General features: G+C 65.8%; 13 protein-coding genes. 10 read left to right on the plus strand and 3 right to left on the minus strand.

Annotation, left to right across the window (positions count from 1 at the left end; all coding sequences use genetic code 11):
• Positions 1–6: 6 nt before the first annotated feature.
• The gene (locus G6N42_RS11135) at positions 7–1,473 is read left to right on the plus strand and encodes an aldehyde dehydrogenase family protein (RefSeq protein WP_163729616.1); all 1,467 of its coding nucleotides are present in this window, start codon (positions 7–9) and stop codon (positions 1,471–1,473) included.
• Between the two features lie 69 nt (positions 1,474–1,542).
• On the plus strand, positions 1,543–2,544 hold the full coding sequence (locus G6N42_RS11140) for a LacI family DNA-binding transcriptional regulator (RefSeq protein ID WP_163729619.1): 1,002 nt from the start codon (positions 1,543–1,545) through the stop codon (positions 2,542–2,544).
• Here G6N42_RS11140 and G6N42_RS11145 read toward each other — a convergent pair whose 3' ends face one another.
• From G6N42_RS11145 to G6N42_RS11155, 3 genes are all read right to left on the minus strand, one after another.
• Positions 2,545–3,951 carry an aldehyde dehydrogenase family protein gene (locus tag G6N42_RS11145; protein WP_163729622.1) on the minus strand — a complete coding sequence of 469 codons (1,407 nt, stop codon included), beginning with the start codon at positions 3,949–3,951 and terminating at the stop codon, positions 2,545–2,547.
• Positions 3,952–4,204: 253 nt separating this feature from the next.
• Entirely contained in the window at positions 4,205–6,334 is a 2,130-nt protein-coding gene (locus G6N42_RS11150; RefSeq protein WP_163729623.1) for an alpha/beta hydrolase, read from the minus strand.
• Positions 6,335–6,362: 28 nt separating this feature from the next.
• Complete coding sequence (locus G6N42_RS11155) at positions 6,363–7,445, minus strand: class I SAM-dependent methyltransferase (protein WP_163729625.1); 1,083 nt, start codon at positions 7,443–7,445, stop codon at positions 6,363–6,365.
• Between the two features lie 98 nt (positions 7,446–7,543).
• Between G6N42_RS11155 and G6N42_RS11160 the strand changes: the two genes are divergently transcribed.
• The 8 genes from G6N42_RS11160 (at position 7,544) to G6N42_RS11195 (ending at position 18,308) form a co-directional block, all read left to right on the plus strand.
• On the plus strand, positions 7,544–10,303 hold the full coding sequence (locus G6N42_RS11160; RefSeq protein ID WP_163729628.1) for a helix-turn-helix transcriptional regulator: 2,760 nt from the start codon (positions 7,544–7,546) through the stop codon (positions 10,301–10,303).
• Between the two features lie 124 nt (positions 10,304–10,427).
• Positions 10,428–11,291: an ABC transporter permease gene (locus G6N42_RS11165; protein WP_163729630.1), complete on the plus strand. Its 864-nt coding sequence runs from the start codon at positions 10,428–10,430 to the stop codon at positions 11,289–11,291.
• Positions 11,288–12,316, plus strand: coding sequence for a taurine ABC transporter substrate-binding protein (locus tag G6N42_RS11170; protein WP_163729632.1), 1,029 nt, complete (start codon positions 11,288–11,290; stop codon positions 12,314–12,316). The genes G6N42_RS11165 and G6N42_RS11170 overlap by 4 nt, the downstream gene beginning before the upstream one ends.
• A complete protein-coding gene (locus G6N42_RS11175) occupies positions 12,300–13,109 on the plus strand; it encodes an ABC transporter ATP-binding protein (protein WP_434059576.1) in 810 nt (269 codons plus the stop codon). The genes G6N42_RS11170 and G6N42_RS11175 overlap by 17 nt, the downstream gene beginning before the upstream one ends.
• A gap of 88 nt (positions 13,110–13,197) precedes the next feature.
• The gene (locus G6N42_RS11180; protein ID WP_163729636.1) at positions 13,198–14,637 is read left to right on the plus strand and encodes an APC family permease; all 1,440 of its coding nucleotides are present in this window, start codon (positions 13,198–13,200) and stop codon (positions 14,635–14,637) included.
• Positions 14,634–15,986: a glutamine synthetase family protein gene (locus G6N42_RS11185; RefSeq protein ID WP_163729638.1), complete on the plus strand. Its 1,353-nt coding sequence runs from the start codon at positions 14,634–14,636 to the stop codon at positions 15,984–15,986. Before G6N42_RS11180 ends, G6N42_RS11185 begins: the two co-directional genes overlap by 4 nt.
• Positions 15,983–17,059 (plus strand): LLM class flavin-dependent oxidoreductase, encoded by a 1,077-nt coding sequence (locus G6N42_RS11190; RefSeq protein ID WP_163729640.1) that lies wholly within the window; start codon positions 15,983–15,985, stop codon positions 17,057–17,059. The genes G6N42_RS11185 and G6N42_RS11190 overlap by 4 nt, the downstream gene beginning before the upstream one ends.
• Positions 17,060–17,072: 13 nt before the next feature.
• Positions 17,073–18,308 (plus strand): acyl-CoA dehydrogenase family protein, encoded by a 1,236-nt coding sequence (locus G6N42_RS11195; protein ID WP_163729642.1) that lies wholly within the window; start codon positions 17,073–17,075, stop codon positions 18,306–18,308.
• Positions 18,309–18,322: the final 14 nt, after the last annotated feature.

The raw sequence follows: 18,322 nt of genomic DNA on the forward strand, positions 1-18,322 counted from the left end.
TCAACGATGACATCGACGGCGACACTGCAGACGGTTCTGGACGAACTCACCGCACGGCCGGGCACGGGTGAGAAGATCTCGGTGATCAACCCGGTGACCGAGGAGCAGATCGTCGAGTTCACCGACTGCGGCGCGCAAGCCGTCGATGAGGCCGTCGCGCGTGCCAAGGCCTCCTTCGAGGCGGGCGTGTGGTCGGAGCTGCCCGGACGGGCGCGGGCCAAGATCATGTGGAAGATCGCCGATCTCATCGACGAGCACGCCGACGAGATTGCACACCTCGATTCGCTCAACACCGGCATGCCGCTGATGCAGGCGACGCTTGGCCTGCCCAACTGCGCCGAGTTCTTCCGCTACTACGCCGGCTGGTGCACCAAGATCAGCGGTAACGCGTACGACGTGAAGACCGCGGGCATCGCCACCGACACGTGGGTCGACATGCACACCTACACGCTCAAGGAGCCGTACGGCGTTGTGGGCCTGATCTTTCCGTGGAACGGCCCGATCTTCAACGCATGCGCAAAGCTCGCGCCCGCGCTGGCCGCAGGCTGCAGCATGGTGGTCAAGCCCGCAGAGGAGACGCCGCTGTCGGCGATCCTGCTCAACCGGTTGATCCACGAGGCAGGCGTGCCCGAGGGTGTCGTCAACCTGCTGACCGGCTACGGCCACACCGCGGGCGCGGCGATCACCGCGCATCCTGACGTCGAGAAGGTCGCCTTCACCGGCTCGACCGAGATCGGCAAGGAGATCGTGCGGGCATCGGCGGGCAACCTCAAGAAGGTCATGCTCGAGCTCGGCGGTAAGTCGCCGGTGCTGATCTACGACGACGCGGACCTGCAGAAGGCCATCTTCATGGCGTCGATGGGAATCTTCGTGCACTCCGGCCAGGGCTGTGTGTGCGGCTCACGCGTTTTCGTCCAGCGCGGCGTCTACGACGAGGTGCTCGAAGGCATCTCCAACATGGCCAACTTCGTCAAGCTCGGCGGACCTGATGAGGAGGGATGCATGAGCGGCCCGCTGATCAGTCAGAAGCAGCTGACCAGGGTCATGGGTTACATCGACGAGGGCAAGTCCGAGGGTGCCGAGGTCGTCACGGGCGGCCACCGGCTCGATCGCAAGGGCTACTTCGTGCACCCGACCGTCCTGACCAACGTCAACCGTGACATGCGGCTGTATCAGGAGGAGATCTTCGGGCCCGTGGTCACGGTCCTGCCTTTCGACGACGACGACGAGGCCGTCGCGATGGCCAACGACACGACCTACGGCCTGGCGGCCACCGCGTGGACCAACGACCTCAGCCGTGCGCATCGTCTCGGCAAGCGGTTGCAAGCCGGAACCGTAACGATCAACTGCCAGTTGGTGTTCGACCACGCGGTGCCGTTCGGCGGGTACCGGCAGTCCGGTTGGGGACACGAGTTCGGCCAGGAAGGTATCGACGCGTACCTGAAGACGAAGTCGGTCTGGGCACAGCTCTGACACCGATGCGGCGGTGACCACGCCGCGGACTATGCGCGAACCCGGGGACTGAGCATGCCACGATGTGGCATGGCCGGTCCCCGTGGCGCGGCAGCCGGCGAAACGCGACTGCCCAGGCCCACCACCGCTGACGTCGCGCGTCTGGCGAACGTGTCGACTGCCACGGTGAGTTACGTCCTTAACGACGTCGAGGGGCACCGGATTTCCGAGCGGACTCGCGACGCCGTGATCCGCGCCGCCCAGCAGTTGGGCTACCGACCCAACCTGGCCGCCCGCAACTTGGCGCGAGGCAGGAGCGGGGCCGTGCTCTACGTGGTTCCGCGCATCGCCGTCGGCGACATGCCGTTGCAGGCGGGCAGCCGGATGACAGCCGATCTGGCACGGGCAGGGCTGCTCCAGATCCAGATCTTCGAAACCGAAGACGACCGCAACATCGTCGACGCGATCGAGAACATCGATCCCGTCGCCGTCACGAGCCTGTTCCCGTTGCCCGATCGAGTCGTGCGCGCCATGAAGGCGGCGGACATCCCGCACATCGAGATCGGGACGCTGCCCGCACTGGGCAATCCACCAGAGTCTGTGGGCGAGATGCGAATTGACCATCTCGTGTCACGCGGCCACCGGGAGATCGCCTTCGCCCGCGCCGGCGCCAAGAGGTGGCGCGCTCTGGGCGACTACTGGCTGGGCGGCATCCTCTCAGCGGCCACGGCGAGGGAGCTGCCGCCGGTCCGCGTCGCCGACGTCACCCAGGAGAACGTCGTGGAGGTGGTCACCTCGTGGGTGCGCGACGGCGTCACCGCGGTGTGCGCGCAAAGCGATGAGGTCGCGTGCCTGATCCTGTTCGGCGTACGGGAGGCGGGTTTGACGTGCCCCGCCGATCTGGCGGTCATCGGGGTCGACGCCGCACCCATCGGAGCGCTGAGCTCGCCGCCCTTGACGACGGTCGAGTTCGATCCGACCGCGGTCGCCGACGTGGCCACCGCCGCGTTGCTCGCCGAACTGAATTATCCGTCGTCGCCGCCACCGCAGCCGGCCGACATCACCCGGCTGATCGTGCGCGCCTCGACCTGATCAGAGGCTGATGTAGACGGCCTTGGTGTTGAAGTACTCCTCGATGCCCTTGCGACCCCGCTCGCCGCCCCAACCCGATTGCTTGTGCCCGCAGATCGGCATCGACGGATCCGCCCCAAGCGCGCAGTTGACCCAGACCTGCCCTGCGTGAAGCTCGTTCGCGACTCGGTGGGCACGCCCCAGGTTCTCCGTCCAGATGGCGCCGGCCAGGCCGTACTCCGTGTCGTTCGCGGCGGCCAGTACCTCCTCTTCCTCGTCGAAGGGGATGACGCAGCCGACGGGCCCGAAGATCTCCTCGCGGATGAGCCGCATATCGGGCGTGGTGTTGGTGATGACGGTGGCCTCGTAGAAGTAGCCCTTGCGGTCCAGGTACTTACCGCCGGTGATGATCTCGGCGCCCTTCGAAACACCCTCTTGCACAATGCCTTCGACACGCTGGCGCTGTTTGTCGCTGATCAACGGTCCCAGTACCGAATCGGGGTCCTCGCTGCCTCCCATCGGCAGCATCTTGGCGAACCCGGCAATACCCTCGACCACCTGGTCGTAGATGCCGCGTTGAACGTAGATGCGCGAGGTGCAGGAACAGTTCTGCCCCGATCCGGCGAGCAGTCCAAGGCTCGCGTTCATGATCGCCTTGTCGAGATTGGCGTCCTCGAACATGATCAGGGGCGACTTTCCGCCCAGCTCGAGCGTGAGGCGCTTGAGGTTGCCGGCCGCCGCCTTGACGATGAGCCTGCCGACCTCTGTCGACCCGGTGAACGAGATCTTGTCGACGTCCGGATGCGCGGTGAGCGCCGCACCGGTGGTCTCGCCGTAACCGGTGATGACGTTGAGCACGCCGTCGGGCAGGCCTGCCTCGCGGAAGATCTCCTCCAGCTTCAACGCGGTGAGCGGCGTCTCCTCGGCGGGCTTGAGCACGCAGGAGCAGCCGGCCGCCAGCGCGGGCGCGACCTTGAGCATCGCGACGAAGAACGGACCATTCCAGGGGATGATGAGGCCACACACCCCGACCGGTTCGAGCTGGGTGAAGTTGTGAAAGCTCTCGTAGTGACCGAGCAGGCCGTCGGATACGACGCTGCTGGACTCGCCGTGGATCTTGCCGACCCAACCTGCGTAGTACAGCAGCATCTCCATCGACACCTTGATGATCTGCTCACCCGCCACCTTGTTCATGCCGTTGTCACGGCCCTCGAGCAAGGCGAGCTCGTCGGTACGTTCCCTGATGATCTCGGCGGCTCGGAAGAGCACCTCCGCGCGTCGCGCGGCGGGCAGCTTGCGCCACACCCCGGATTCGAAGGTCTCGCGAGCCCGGGCGACTGCCGCGTCGACGGCTGCCTGGTCTGAGTCGACGACCTCGAAGATCTGTTCTTCTGTCGAGGGGTTGAACACCGGAATGGTCGTAGTCACTGTCCGTCAAACCTTTCGCCGCGCCCCGGGAACACCGTTGTCCACGCCGTGCTTAAGCGCATAACCAAGCTAGGTTATGCGTCCAGTCGGGTCGATGTCCACTAAGGGGTACGACGGCGCCCCGAATAGCGGCGCAGTGGTGACGCCGGTCTGTTCGCCAGCAATCCGGTGGCAGGTACAGCCAGCGTCAACGGAGCCTTCATGGTCCCCTTCGGGCGCGACCCGAATCCGGTACCTCTCTAGTCTCTACGTCTCAGAGCAACTCGGCCAGCATTGCCGCAGCTCGCTGCGCCCCGTCCGCCTCGACGGGCAGGTACGGCACGGCCGATGACATTTCATCGACGATGATCTTCGCCAGCAAGTCGGGATCTGCGGCCTCGGCATAGTGCATTCGCCGTCCCCCGCCGTAGCGTTCCAAGCGGTGCCGGACGTGGAAGTTCTGCTCGAAATGATGCTCCAGCGGTATGTAGATGAACGGAGTTCCCGCAGCCGTCAGCTCCATGCATGTCGTCAATCCGCCCTGAACCACTGCGATGTCGCAGGCGGCCAGGTAATCCGCGAGGTCCGGGACGAATCCCCGGACTCGGACGCCGCGGCGGGCCGGAACGGTATCCGGATCGATCCGAGGCCCGGTGACGACCAGGAAACACATCTCGGGCAGAAGTTTTCGCACCTTGGGCGCGGCTTCGACTATCCGCCGCAACAGCGAACCGCCGACCGCCGTACCACCGACGGTGATCACGCAGAGCCTGTCGTCGGTCTTCATGCCCAGCTTGCGGCGCAAGGCCGCCCGCTCCGGGCCGCTGGGAGGCGGCGATCCGAGTACATACCCGGAGAAGTCAAAGTTCTCCTCGGTCCACGACCTGATGTCCGGCAGCCCCGGACCGAACTCTTGCACCACAACATCTTCCGGGCTTCCAACGAAGATCGACCGATCACGCAACCACGGAAATCGGCTGCGGTGCTCGATCATCTCGGCGTTGTAATCCGCGGTGAGCGCGGCTTCACGCGCCCCGCCATCGGGCATCGGCAGCCACCCGACGAAGTCGGTCAGCCACGCGAACTGAAAGTTCTTCAGCTCCGGATTCTCATGCAAAAAATAGTCGACTTCCCATGCCTCGTCGCCGATTACGAGATCAGGTGGTTCCTCGGACACCACCTCGGCGAACAACATGAAGTTTGCGAGCAGAATCTCATCCATCCGACGTATAGCCTCGAACGCGTGCAGGTCGTGCTCGCCCGATTCGCTTTCCACGTGCGTCGACTCGTTGAGCATGTACCTCGAAGCGGGATGCACGTTCTCCCCCGCGGCTTCCAACACCCGGGTCACCGGATCCTGGGCCAACCAGTCGATCTGCACATCCGGCACGGCCTCACGAAGTTTCGCGGCGATCGCGACGTCACGGCGGGCGTGTCCGAGCCCGATCGGCGAGGAGAGGTACAACGCGCGACGGCGCCTCCGCAACGCCCGCACATGCCGTGCGCGCTGCGGGACCGGCGCGACCGACTCAACGAACTTCCGGATGATGGTGTTGACCCGTACCGCATCGCGCGCAGAGGGTCCGTGACCGGATCCCTCGATGAGCGTAAGCGATCCGCCGACCTGGTCAGCTAGTTGCACAGCGACGGCATCGCGGCTCACCTTGTCCTTGGTACCGTGCACGATGTGCACGGGACAGCGGATTGATTCGACGATGTCCAGAAAGGTGTCGTCGGTGCGAAGCGTCGAATCAAGCCGGGCTGCAGTGGTTTTCACCAGTGTATCGGCGTCGATATCAGCCGACCACAACATCATGTCTTCGATCTGCTTGGTCGAGTGCGGCTCTGGAAACATCTGCGCAAAGAAGAAGTCGCGAAAGTCTTCGAGGCCGCCGTTCAGCCAGTGGCGCCGGTTGTATTTCTCCCAGCCGCTTGGCTCGTCGACGGCCTGCGACCAGGCCAGGCTCTCGAAATCCAGACCTGCGGCCGGGATGTCACACGACGGCGCGATTGCGAAGATGCCTTGAATCCGCTGCGGCTCTGACGCCGCCACGCGAGCGGCCCACTCGATACCGCGCGACAGGGTGACCAGCACGGTCTGTTCGACGCCCACCGCATCCAGCACCGCGAGGACATCAGCCGCGTATTCGCGGTTCGCGTACGCCTCAATGCTAGTGGGGCTGTCGGACCTGCCCGACCCACGTCCGTCGAATGTCACGACCCGGTAGTGCCGCGAAAGGTACGGCACTTGGGCCTTCCAGACTCGCGAATCGACCAGCGACCATGTGGGTATGAGCGTCACTGTGGTCGCACCCTCGCCGTACACGTCGAAGTGCAGGGTGACGCCCTCGCGGGTCACCTCACCGGACGCGTCAGGAGGACGTGCTCGACGCTGTTCGGGCATGCCACCATCCTCGTCTGCCAGATGCGATTCAGGGCCGAACCTCGAAAACATGGTTGAACGGCGTCTGTGCCGCTAGCCGGAATCGGGTGAAGCCCGCGGCGGTGACCACGTCGCGGATCCGCGCGGGTCCGGCTTGCGTACCGAGGGCGAGCCCGACCGGTTGGGCGAGCGATGACGGCGTGCACAGCAGCGTCGAGAAGCCGTAGTAGGCCCGGCCGATCGGGTTGAAGTTGTCCTCGACGTGATCGCCCGCGGCGGGCTCGACGATCATCCACGTCCCGTCCTCGGCGATCATCTCGCGCACATGGCGGGCCGCGCCGATCGGGTCACCCATGTCGTGCAGACAGTCGAACATCGTGATCAGGTCGTACGGACCACCTGTGAAGGCATCCGCGGCGGCGGATTCGAACGTGATTCCGGCACCGGCTTTCGAAAGCGCGGCCCGTTCCCGGGCTGTTTCGATCGATTCGACGTGTGCGTCAGTGCCGCGAAAGTCCGAGCGCCCGAACGCCTCCGCCATGAGAATCGTCGACGCCCCGTGTCCGCAGCCAACGTCGGCCACGAATATCCCACGGTTGAGCTTGTCCACCACCCCGTCCAGTGCGGGCAGCCAGGAATTCACCAGATAGGCGGCGTACGTGGGCCGGAAGAATCTTTCGCAACCTTCGTGGACGTCGTGGTTGTGCTCACCCCAGCCCACGCCGTCCCCGGTGGCTGCCGCCACCATCACATCCCCCGCGTCGCGTGCTGTTCCGTGTGCGATCTGGAACAAACCGGTGACGAACGCCGGGCTTGTTTCATCGGTGAGCGCTGCCGCCTGTTCGGGCGGCAGGTGGTAGCGACCGGTCGCCGGGTCGTAGTCGACATATGACCCCGCCGCTTGCGCGTTGAGCCATTCACGGGCGTAATGCTCGTCGGTGTCGGTGTGCTCGGCCAGCTCCGACGGGGTCGACGGGCCGAGACTGGTCAAAGCGCGGTAATAGCCCAGACGGTCGCCCATGACCACCAGCGCGCAGTTCAGGGCCGCACCCGCTTCCTCGACAGCGCGGAATACGAATGCCATCAGTTTCTCCGGGTCGACCGCGGATGCGACGACAGTGGGTGTGTTCATCAGACTCTTCCTTTCACCAGGTGAAACCACGGTCGCACGCCGCTGCCAGCTCGCGAATCAGGTGACCCACCTAGTCGTCTTCGCCGTAGCATCAGCCCATGCTCGTAGGCCGGGTGTCAGAGCAGCAGCGCATCGGGCAGCTGCTCGCCGCGGCGCGACTTGGTCAAAGCGGTGTGCTTGTTCTGCGGGGCGAAGCCGGGATCGGTAAAACCGCGCTCCTGGAGGACGCCGTGGCGAGCACCGGCGATATGGCGGTGATGCGGACGTCCGGCAGCGAGGCGGAGGCGGCGCTCGGCTTTTCGGGCCTGCATCAACTGCTGCGTCCGGCACTTCATCTGATCGATCGGCTCCCCGCCCCGCAGGCCGAGGCCTTGGCGGTGGCGTTGATGCTGCGCGACGGCCCGGCTCCCGCGCGGTTCGCGGTCGGCGCGGCCACGTTGAGTCTGATCAGCCGCTACGCCGAAGAGGGTCCGCTTCTCGTGCTAGTCGACGATGCGCACCTGATCGACGCGCCGAGCGCTGAGGCGCTGACATTCGTGGCCCGCCGCCTCCTCGCGGACGCGGTGGCGATGCTGATCTGCACGCGGCCTGAACCCGGTGCGGTACTCGCCGAAAGCGACCTTCCCGTGGTCGATCTCGGCGGGCTGGACCTGTCGGCCGCCTCGGCGTTGATCGAGACGACCAGCGCTACACCGGCTCCGGCCGATCTCGTCGCGAAGCTGCATCATCTCACGCTGGGTAGTCCGCTCGCCATTGTCGAGCTGGCCCGCGACATCGAACGCGTACGCAGCCTTCCGCCCGAGCTCCCGGTGCCCGTACCGCAGACGGTCGTCGAAGCGTTCGGCCAACGAATCACGGCACTGCCCGACGCGTCGCGTCTCGCGCTGCTCGTCGCCGTTGTCGCCGACGGCGATCTGGCGCTGATATCGCGGGCGGTCAGGACGGTGGGCACCACGATCGACCAACTCGGCGGTGCAGAGGCGATCGGTGTGCTCCAAATCGTCGGAGGTCGTGCGAAATTCCGCCATCCGCTGGTCCGATCGGCGGTGTATGCCACCGCCGACGGGAACGCGCGACGCGCGGTTCACCGAGCCGTCGCTGATGCTCTGCCCGCTGCATCGCACGACCGACGGGCGTGGCATCTCAGCCAGGCAACAATCGGCCCCGACGATGCGGTCGCTTCAGATCTGACGGCGGTCGCCGAACGTGCGCGTGCGCAGGGCGCTTACGGTGCCGCGACGCTGGCATCGGAGCGCAGCGCAGAGCTGACCGACGACCACTCATTGCGTGCTACCCGGCTGATCGCCGCGGGCGACTCGGCTTGGTTGGCCGGCCGGCCCGACCGCGCCCGCGAATTACTCGACGCGGCCGCACTCACGGCGACTCCGTCCGCACAGGCCGAAATCGATGCGCTGCGTGGAAATATCGCGCTACGAACCGGATCGCTGCGCGACGCGTACCAACTCCTGACCACGGCGGCGGAACGCACGACAACGTCCAATCCGGAAACGACGCTTGCGCTGCTCGCCGACGCCGTGACGGCGACCTTCTACCTTTGCGACACGGCGGCCGGGTCGGCCACGGCCGACCGGATGGAGGCACTCCTCGGCGTGTGCCCGACGGCGTCGACTCGAGTTCGCGCGATGTTCGCCATCGGCGTGGCTCGGGTGTTGGCAGGCGACGACGGCGTGCGGTGGCTGCGGAGGGGTGTCGATGCGTTGCGCGACGAGCCACGGGCGGTGGATGATCCGCACCGGCCGGACTGGGCGATCATCGGGACGCTGTTCTTACGCGAGTGCGCGGCCGGCCGGGACACCATTCGTCGTCTCGAGGATGAAAGACGCGCGCAGACAGCGATCGGCTCGCTGCCCAATCTCCTGTTCCACACCGCGCGTGACGCCGCCACCACCGACCGTTGGCAGGCGGCCGCGACGCAGTATGACGAAAGTGTCACCCTGGCGAGGGAAACGGGGCAAAGCACCGATCTCGCCGCGTCGCTGTCTGGCCTGGCGTGGCTGCAGGCTCGCATGGGCCATACCGACGAGTGCCGCGCCAATGCCGGCGAGGCGCTGGAGTTGGCGCACCGCCACCAGATCGTGTTCGCCGGCCTGTGGGCGAGATTCGCATTGGGCGACCTGGCATTGGCCGAAGCGGACCCCGAGTCGGCCGTTGCACACTTCGTGGATTTGGAAAAGATATTGTCCGACATCAGTTTCCAGGATGTCGACTTAGCGCCGGGACCCGAGCTCACCGAGGCGCAGGTACGGCAGGGGCAGATCGTGGCCGCACGGGCTACCGCGCGCGACTACCTGCAACGCGCGCTCGAGAAGGATCAACCATGGGCGCTGGCACGAGCGTACCGCGCGACCGCGCTGGTCGCGAATGACGCCGGCGAGCGGTGTGCGCAGTTCGAAAAGGCACTCCAACTACACGAACTCAACCCGGACAGATACGAGGTCGCGCGAACGCGGTTGGCGTTCGGCTCCGCGTTGCGCCGTGACAAAGCTCGGACGGCGGCGCGGCCGCACCTTCGCTCAGCGCTAGAGGAATTCGACCGACTCGGCGCCCGCCCCTGGGCGGAGTTCGCGTCCGGTGAGCTCGACGCGACCGGCGAACGGCTGCGGCGCAACGGGGAAGGCCGTCTCGATGTACTGACGTCGCAGGAACTTCGCATCGCGGGAATGCTCGGTGGCGGTGCCACCACGAAAGAAGCAGCGGCGGCGTTGTTTCTGAGCCCGAAGACCGTGGAATACCACCTGCGCCACATCTATCAGAAGCTTGATATCCGTAGCCGTGACGAGCTGCGGTCGGTCATGGCCGAGGAGGGCCAAGCCGCCGACACTTTAAATTCGCACTGAGCCTATCCCTGCACGCCGCACGCAGAAGCCGGTAGTAATAGCGGAATGACCACCGCGCTGTCTGACGACTTCTGCTGTCGCTGAGCCATTTCCGTTCCATCTCAGCAACAGAAGGTCGCGTACTGTGTCGGTGTTTGAAGATATCGCGCCCGACGGGCAGCAGGTCGGCTCGCTGGCTTCCGCGCCGCCCGCAGGAAAGTGGCGCGGCAGGCTCACTCGCGCGGCGCTCCCCCTGCTGTCGTTGTTCGTCTTCTTCGTCGTGTGGCAGTTCGCGGCGGCCAGTGGCATCTGGAACCAGACGTTTGTGCCCTACCCCAGCACGGTGTGGCAGGCCTTCGTCGACGTGTCGACCACCCACGACGGAGTCCGTGGATACGCCGGCTACCTGCTGTGGGAACACCTCTACATGACGTTGCGCCGGGTGCTCGCCGGTGTCGTCATCGGTGTAGCGCTCGGAGTGCTGCTCGGCCTGATCATGGGCTCGATCGGTTGGGTACGCAGTGTGCTCGAACCCTGGCTGACGTTCCTGCGCGCACTGCCCCCGCTGGCCTACTTCTTCCTTCTCGTCATCTGGCTCGGCATCGACGAGGCACCCAAGATCACGCTACTGGCGCTGGCCGCGCTGCCGCCCGCGGCGGTGGCGACCACCGCAGCCGTCGTCGCGGCACCGGTGGGTCTGCAGGAAGCCGCTCGCGCACTTGGCGCTTCGCGCACCGAGGTCATCCGTGACGTCGTCGTCCCCTCGGCGCTGCCCGAGACGTTCACCGGCATCCGCCTGGCGGTCGGCATGGCCTACTCGTCCGTGGTGGCCGCCGAACTGTTCAACGGCATCCCCGGTGTCGGCGGATTGGTAAAGGACGCAAGCAATTACAACAACACTCCGGTCGTGCTCGTCGGCATCTTCGCCATCGGCATCTCCGGACTTGTCATCGACGGTCTGCTCCGTGCCATCGAACGGCGCGCTGTCCCCTGGAGAGGAAAGATATGAGATTGAAAACCGTATTCGCTGCATTGGTTGTTGCCACACTGGCGCTGGCCGGTTGCTCCGTCGACCAGTCGGGACAGCAGGCGGACAAGCCGACAATCCGAATCGGGTATCAGACCTTCCCCAGCGGTGACCTGATCGTGAAGAACAGCCGCTGGCTAGAAGAAGCGCTGCCCGACTACAACATCAAGTGGACGAAGTTCGACTCCGGCGCCGACGTGAACACCGCGTTCATCGCGAAGGAACTCGACTTCGGCGCCCTGGGATCCAGCCCGGTGGCCCGCGGATTGTCGGCGCCACTGAACATCCCGTACAAGGTCGCGTTCGTCCTCGACGTGGCCGGTGACAACGAGGCGCTGGTCGCACGCAACGGCAGCGGTATCGACACCATCGCGCAGCTGAGGGGCAAGCGGGTCGCCACTCCGTTTGCCTCGACGGCGCATTACAGCGTGCTGGCCGCACTCGCCCAGAATGGGCTGTCTCCCAACGATGTTCAGCTGGTCGACCTGCAGCCCCAGGCGATTCTGGCCGCATGGGACCGTGGCGACATCGACGCGGCGTACACATGGCTGCCCACGCTGGACGATCTGCGCAAGAGCGGTAAGGACCTCATCACCAGCCGCCAACTGGCGAAGGACGGGAAGCCGACGCTGGATCTGGGTGTGGTGTCCGACGAATTCGCCGCTGCACATCCGGAGGTCGTCGACACCTGGCGCCAGCAGGAGGCACGCGCACTGACGTTAATTCACGATGATCCCGCCGCAGCCGCCAAGGCCGTCGCCGCCGAGATCGGATTGTCGCCCGAGGAGACCGAGGGTCAGATCAAGCAGGGAGTGTTCCTCACGCCTGAGGAGGTCGCCTCTGCTGAGTGGCTTGGTGGCGAAGGCAAGCCGGGTAACCTCGCGAACAACCTGCAGAGCGCATCGCAGTTCCTGGCTGATCAGAAGCAGATTCCGTCGGCGGCCCCGCTGCAGACGTTCCAGGATGCGATTTACACCAAGGGTTTGCCCGGTGTCCTCAGTCAGTGATCTGAAAGACGTTGTCCGACAGAACAACAACGCGGCCATCCGGATAGCCGGAGTGTCGCATCGCTACGGCAGTGGGCGCAACGCGGTCACCGCACTGGGTCCGGTCGACCTCAGCATCGACCCCGGATCGTTCCTGGTGCTGGTCGGCGCGTCGGGCTGCGGAAAGAGCACGCTGTTGCGGCTGCTGGCCGGCTTCGAGTCGCCCAGCGAAGGGCAGGTGCAGGTATCGGGCACACCACCGACACCGGGGGTGACAGCCGGTGTGGTGTTTCAGCAGCCGCGACTGTTCCCCTGGCGCACGGTCGGCGGAAACATCGACCTGGCACTCAAGTACGCGAAAGTGCCTCGCGAACGCCGGGCCGCTCGCCGCGACCAACTGCTGTCGCGAGTGGGTCTGGAAGGGACTACCGACCGCAAGATCTGGGAGATCAGCGGTGGCCAACAGCAGCGCGTCGCGATCGCCCGCGCACTGGCGGCCGAGACCCCGCTGTTCCTGCTCGACGAGCCGTTCGCGGCGCTCGACGCGCTCACCCGGGAGCGACTGCAGGAAGATGTCCGCCAGGTCAGCGCGGAATCGGGCCGCACCACCGTGTTCGTAACGCACAGTGCCGACGAGGCCGCCTTCCTCGGTTCACGCATCGTGGTGCTCACGCGCCGCCCGGGACAAGTGGCCTTGGACCTTCCAGTCGACCTTCCCCGCACGGGCGTCGACGTCGACGAACTCCGCCGCTCACCCGAGTACACGGCGATTCGCACCGAGGTAGGCCGCGCGGTCAAGGCCGCGGCCGCGTAATAAGACTCACGCTGACTTCAGATGTGGTGACCCATCGCGTATCGGCCTAGCGTCCAATAACCCTATCGACTCATCGAAGGATGGCACCATGTCCGAAATAACAGCTGCGCCAGATTCTTTGAGAGATGATCCGCCGGCACCGGCACGCCAGCTGCGCGGCAATCTCGGGGTGGCGTCCATCGTCTTCCTGGTGGTGGCCGCGGCCGCGCCGCTGGGCGTGATCGGCGGCGTCGTTCCATTGGGCCTCGCCTCGGGCAACGGAGCCGGCTTCCCTGCGACGTTCATCATCTCGACGATCATCCTGCTGCTGTTCGCGGTCGGATTCACGGCGATGACGCCGTTCGTCGACGAGGCCGGAGCGTTCTTCTCTTATGTCCGAAAGTCATTGGGGATGCCCGCAGGTATCGGCATCGCCTTCGTCGCGATCGTCAGCTACGTGGCGCTGGAGGCCGGTGTCTACGGTCTGCTGGGACCCGCAGGCGCCGCCGTCGTCGAACTCGTCGGCGGGCCCGCACTGCCGTGGTGGCTGTTCGCTGCGCTCGCCTTCGCCGTAGTGACGTTCCTCGGGTACCGCAACATCGAACTGTCCAGCAAGGTGCTCGGGGTGCTGCTGACGGCCGAGATCGCGATTGTCGTGGTTCTCGATCTCGTCATCGTCGCCCGCGGCGGTGACCAAGGTTTGTCGACGGGGATCATCGATCCGAGTGCTATCGTCTCCGGATCCCTGGGCATCGGACTGCTTTTCGCGATCATCAGCTATGTCGGCTTCGAGGCGACGGCGATCTATCGCGACGAGGCCCGCACACCCGAACGCACCATCCCGCGGGCCACCTACGTCGCATTGATCCTGATCGGCGTCTTCTACGCGGTCACCAGCTGGGCACTGATCTCGGGCTGGGGTGACGCGGCGGCGGTGGCACGCGCCACCGATTCGGGAGGCACTTTCCTGGGTGACACCGCGTCGCGCTACATCGGCATCGTGGGTGCCGACATAATCACCGTGCTCTACTTCACCAGCCTGTTCGCCTGCATCCTCGCGTTCCACACGATCGCATCGCGCTACCTTTTCGCCCTGTCGCAGCGCGACGTCTTACCGGAGTCGCTGAGCCGCCCGCATGTCAAACACGGCTCGCCGCACAAGGCGTCGCTGTGGATTTCCGGCGTCGTCGCGGTCAGCGTCGCACTCGCCGTGGTGTTCCAGCTCGACCCTGCCGCGCAGTTCTACACCTGGTTCGCCGGTGCGACGACCGTCGGTGTCATCGTGCTGCTGATCGCGACCAGCGTTGCGGTCCTGGCCTTCTTCGGGAAGGACCGCCGTGGGCACTCGCAGTGGCGGGTGCGCATCGCCCCGGCGCTCGGGCTGGTCGGGTTGGTCGGATCGTTGGTGCTCATCCTCGCCAATCTAGACACCCTCGTCGGCGGCTCCAGCCTGCTGGCCTGGGTCATCGTCGGCTTGCTCGTCGCGGCGTTCGCGGCGGGCGCCGTCGTCGGAACGAGGGTGCGCTACAGCACCGTCGCACAGTCATGACGAAGACGGTGGATGCGCCGGCGTTCCCGCGCACGACTTCGGCGAAGGAGCGCGAACTGCGCCATGCCCTCGGCGACGGCTCACTCCACGAGATCGAGGTGGCGTGGAGTGATCCGTTCGGCCATGCGCAGGGCAAACGGATTCCGGCGTCGCAGTTCCTCAACCGCGCACTGGGCAGTGGATTCGCCTTCTGCGAAGCGTCTTTGGGCTGGAACACCGAGGGTGCAGTCGTCGACTCACTCGATCTCACGAACTGGATCGGCGGCTACCCCGACGTGTTCGCGGTGCCCGACCTCGCGACCTACCGGCCCCTGCCGTGGCGCCCGCGAGTAGGTCACGTGATCTCCGACATCGTCTCCCACGACCGCAGTCCGTCGCTGCTCGACCCTCGCGCAGTCCTACGGAAAGTCCTGGCGCGGCTCGGATCGCTGGGCTACACCGCGAAGATCGGCGTGGAGTTCGAGCTGTACCTGCTCAACACCGACGGATCACCGTTCCAGGACGACATCCACGCCTACTCGTTGGAAAACGCCAACGCACTCGATCCGCTACTCACCGATCTCTACGAGACGCTGAGTGTCTTCACCCGCCTGGAGGGCATCCAAACCGAGTACGGCCCAGGCCAGATCGAGACCAACCTGGTCTACACCGATGCGCTGGAAGCCGCGGACGATGCTGTTCGGCTCAAGTATGCCGCCAAGGAGGTGGCCCGAAAGCACGGCAAGATCGCCACTTTCATGCCCAAGCCGTTCACCGAGCACTCCGGCAGCAGCCAGCATCTGCACATCTCGCTGTGGCGCGACGGCGAACCGGCCTTCGCTCCAAACGACGGCGCCGAGAGCCAGACCGCCCTGCACGCGATCGCGGGTCTGCTCGAGCATCTTCCGTCGATCACCTTGTTCGGGGCGCATTCGGTCAATGCATACCGGCGCTTCGTACCCGACTCGTTCGCACCGGCCACCGTGACATGGAGCCGCGACAACCGCAGCGCCGCGGTGCGCTCACTGGTGGAAACCAACCCGTCGGCCACCCGTATCGAACTGCGCAGCGGCGCGTCGGACGCCAACCCGTACTGGCTGATCGCCTCGGCGCTGGCTGCGGTGATCGCGGGACTGGAAGCGAAGTCCAATCCCCCGCCGGCCGAGGGCGGCAACCTGTACATCAAAGGTGTTCCGCTGCCCGAATCACTCGGTGTGGCACTGGAACTCGCGACCCGCGACGACACCATCGCAGACATCCTCGGCGCCGATTCGGTACGCGACTTCGCGGCACTGGCCCGCAGCGAATGGGTGGAGTACTCGAATGAGGTCAGCGACTGGGAACGCGAGCGCTACCTGACCCGCTCGTGAGCACACCACCTACCAATGTCGCCGGCCTTCCGGCTCCGCCTGCCAATGTCGCCGGCCTTCCGGCTCCGCGTTTCGGGGTGTGGGCGCCCGTCTACGGCAACCACGGTGCCCGCCTGCACCCCCATGACCCGCCCGACGCGAGCTACCGCCGCACCCGCGATCTGCTGCTGCGCGCCGAATCGGCCGGGTTCGACTCCACTTTGCTGGCGCAGCACGTCATCCACCCGAGCAACACCGAGGACGACGTCCTCGAAACGTGGTCCACGATCGCGGCACTTGCCGAGGCGACGTCACGCATCGAGTTGATCGGTGCGGTCAAACCGCTGTTGTTCAACCCGTTGGTCTTCGCGAAGATCGCCGCCAACGTCGCCGACATCGCGGACGGTCGCCTGTCGGTCAACCTCGTCACCGGATGGTTTCTGCCCGAGCTCGAAGGCCTGGGGCTCGATCCGCTGGAACACGATGACAGGTACGCATATTCGCGCGAGTGGCTGGCAAGCGTCATCGAATTATGGGCAGGTAAGCACGTCGCGATCGGCGACCGTGGCGGTCACCCCGCCGTGATCCGCCCCGCGCCGGCCGACCCGCCACCGCTATACGTCGGCGGAGAATCCGAACCGGGCCGGGAGCTGGCCGCCGAACACGCGAACGTGTTCTTTATCAACGGCCGTCCGCTTCTCGAGACCATAGACGTCGTCGAGGACCTGCGCAGCCGGCCGCGCCACGGTGCACCGCTGCGATTCGGCCTGTCCGCCTTTGTGATCGCGCGGGAGACCGAGGAGGAGGCGATCGCAGAGCTGGACTATCTTCATTCGCTCGACGATGCCGAGACCCGCCCTGAGATCTCCGGCGGCACCGACCCGAAGACCCAGATGTACAAGGTCCTTTCCGGCACCAAGCGCATCGGCTCGAACGGCGGGACGCTGGCCGGCCTGGTCGGTTCCTACGACCAGGTGATCGAGCGCATCGACGTGTTCCACGACGCCGGCATCGAGCTGTTCATGCTCCAGTTCCAGCCCATCGAGTCGGAACTGGACCGGTTCGCGGACAAGATCATTCCCCACTTCCGATAAACATGGAGCTGCTTTGACCGTCACCCGCGAACCCGTCGCACCGCGCACGCCGTTCTCTACCCAGCCACTCGGCGGCTCGGTCGACGAACGGTTGGCCCGACTCACGGATGTCGTCGCCACGTTGCGGCGCGAAGACCCGGCCGCCGAACGCGAGCGGGTGCTGCAGTACGCCGCCGTCGAAGCGATCCGGCGGACGGGCGTGCTCGCACTACGGGTGCCGACCGAGTTCGGCGGCCCCGGTGGCACGGTGCGCGACGTACTGACCGCGGTGATTCAGATCGGCCGCGGCAGTTCCAATGTCGCCCAGGCGCTGCGGGCGCATTTCGGCTTCTCCGAACGTCTGCTGAGTAACCGCGCGGTACCCGGTGAGCGCAGCGAGTGGTTTCCGCGCGTGAACGCGGGGCTCGTCGTCGGCAACGCGATCACCGACGCCGCGGGCAGGGCGCCGTCGAGCGCCGACACCAAGGTGTTGCCCGACACCTCGGGGGTGCTGCGGCTCAACGGCTACAAGTTCTACTCCACCGGCACGTTGTTCGCCGATGTGATCGCGGTATCGGCCCTGGACGCCGACGGCCGCGATGTGCAGGTGATCGTCCCGGCGGACCGCACGGGGGTCGACTTGTTCGACGATTGGGACGGATTCGGCCAGCGCACCACCGCCAGCGGCGGAACGCGGTTCACCGAGGTCGAGGTTCGGCCCAACGAGGTCGTCACCGTATCCGAGGGCACCACGCTGGGACACGGGACCGCGTTCCTGCAGCTGTACTTGGCGTCGGTGGCGGTCGGTATCGCCTACGCCGTCTTCGACGACGCGGTCGACTACGTCCGCACAAAGGCGCGTCCGGCGTCACATTCGGTGGCTGACAGCGCGGCGACGGATCCCTTTGTCCTGCAGGCTGTCGGGGACATCTCGGCGTCCGCATCGTCGGCCGAAGCCATCGTGTTGGCGGCAGCTGATTCGATCGACCGGCTCGTCGGTCACGGTTTGGAGCACGACCAGCACGCGGTCACCGACGTCGCCGTCACGGTCGCCAAGGCGCAGTTGGTGGCCGAAAAGCTGACCATCTCGGCCGCGGAGCGGCTGTTCGACACCGGCGGCGCGTCAGCCACCGCCCGCGCGCTGAACCTGGACCGGCACTGGCGCAACGCCCGCACCGTCGCCACGCACAGCCCGTTGGCGTACAAGGCGTATGCGGCGGGCAACTACGCGGTCAACGGCGTGAGCCCACCTGCGAACGGCTACTTCTGAGCTGGGCGGAGCAG

It is taken from the genome of Mycobacterium gallinarum, assembly GCF_010726765.1.
Taxonomy (GTDB): Bacteria; Actinomycetota; Actinomycetes; order Mycobacteriales; family Mycobacteriaceae; genus Mycobacterium; species Mycobacterium gallinarum.

What these genes read in the sequence shown, in the direction of transcription:
- G6N42_RS11150 (WP_163729623.1), bottom strand. Translation starts at nt 6,334, where the DNA reads ATGCCCGAACAGCGTCGAGCACGTCCTCCTGACGCGTCCGGTGAGGTG.
- G6N42_RS11140 (WP_163729619.1), top strand. Translation starts at nt 1,543, where the DNA reads ATGGCCGGTCCCCGTGGCGCGGCAGCCGGCGAAACGCGACTGCCCAGG.
- G6N42_RS11155 (WP_163729625.1), bottom strand. Translation starts at nt 7,445, where the DNA reads ATGAACACACCCACTGTCGTCGCATCCGCGGTCGACCCGGAGAAACTG.
- G6N42_RS11185 (WP_163729638.1), top strand. Translation starts at nt 14,634, where the DNA reads ATGACGAAGACGGTGGATGCGCCGGCGTTCCCGCGCACGACTTCGGCG.
- G6N42_RS11160 (WP_163729628.1), top strand. Translation starts at nt 7,544, where the DNA reads ATGCTCGTAGGCCGGGTGTCAGAGCAGCAGCGCATCGGGCAGCTGCTC.
- G6N42_RS11180 (WP_163729636.1), top strand. Translation starts at nt 13,198, where the DNA reads ATGTCCGAAATAACAGCTGCGCCAGATTCTTTGAGAGATGATCCGCCG.
- G6N42_RS11170 (WP_163729632.1), top strand. Translation starts at nt 11,288, where the DNA reads ATGAGATTGAAAACCGTATTCGCTGCATTGGTTGTTGCCACACTGGCG.
- G6N42_RS11135 (WP_163729616.1), top strand. Translation starts at nt 7, where the DNA reads ATGACATCGACGGCGACACTGCAGACGGTTCTGGACGAACTCACCGCA.